This is a genomic window from Pseudomonas sp. SID14000 (assembly GCF_002165135.1).
Taxonomy (GTDB): Bacteria; Pseudomonadota; Gammaproteobacteria; order Pseudomonadales; family Pseudomonadaceae; genus Aquipseudomonas.
Window position 1 is genome coordinate 1 of the sequence record NZ_NFZQ01000055.1, and the last position, 816, is coordinate 816.

Below are 816 nucleotides of genomic sequence, written 5' to 3' on the forward strand. Positions count from 1 at the left end.
GGCCGCCCCTGGGCCGGGGAGGACATCCCCCGGCCGGCCGGGCTGTCGCTGGCCCGCGGGCGGGCGCTGCTGATGCTGGCCGGGACGGGCGAGGACGGCGAACGGTCCCGGGTGTACGCCGGGCAGGCCGCCGAGTCGCTGGAGTACGCCTGTGCCGCGCTGGCCGCCGAGCAGGCGCCGATCGAGGACCGGGTACGGGTCCAACTGCTGCTGACCGACGCGCTGCTGTTGGCGGGCGACCGGCTGGAGCAGGCCGGCAGGCTGGTGGCGCGGACGCTGGAGGACGTCAGGGAGCAGTCGCTCCGGGCCGAGGTGCTGGTCCGGTCCGCCCGGTTGTGGGTGCACCGGTACACGGCGGGCGGGCCGCCGTCGTATCTGGACGAGGCGGCCGACCGGTTCGAGGAGGCGGGCCGGCAGATGCTGCGGGACCGTCCCGAGTACGGCGAGCTGATGGAGGAGTGGGGCGCGGTCCTGCTCCAGCGGGCGGAGCTGGCGGGCGGCGCGGCGTTCGTCTCGCGCGCGATCCGGGTGCTGCGGGACTGCCGGATGCACCCCCCGGCCGGCCATCCCCGGCTCACCCAGCGGCTTATGATGCTGGGCCGGGCGCTGCTGCTGCGCTACCGGACCCGTGAGGACCTGGTGGATCTCCGGGAGGCGGAGCACATCTTCGGGCTCGCGGCCAGGAACGGCGGCGCTCCGCTGGTGCGGGCGCGCGCCTGGCTGGAGCTGGGCGAGGCGAAACGGCTGAACTTCCGGCACACCGGAGGATCCGACCGGCTGGGCCAGGCGGCCGACGCCTTCCGCAGGGCGGCCGAG

At 76.1% G+C, this 816-nt stretch carries 1 protein-coding gene; it reads left to right on the top strand.

Annotated elements, in window-relative coordinates:
* On the top strand, positions 1–816 hold an 816-nt coding region (locus tag CAY82_RS27365), incomplete at both ends, for a hypothetical protein (protein ID WP_218190848.1).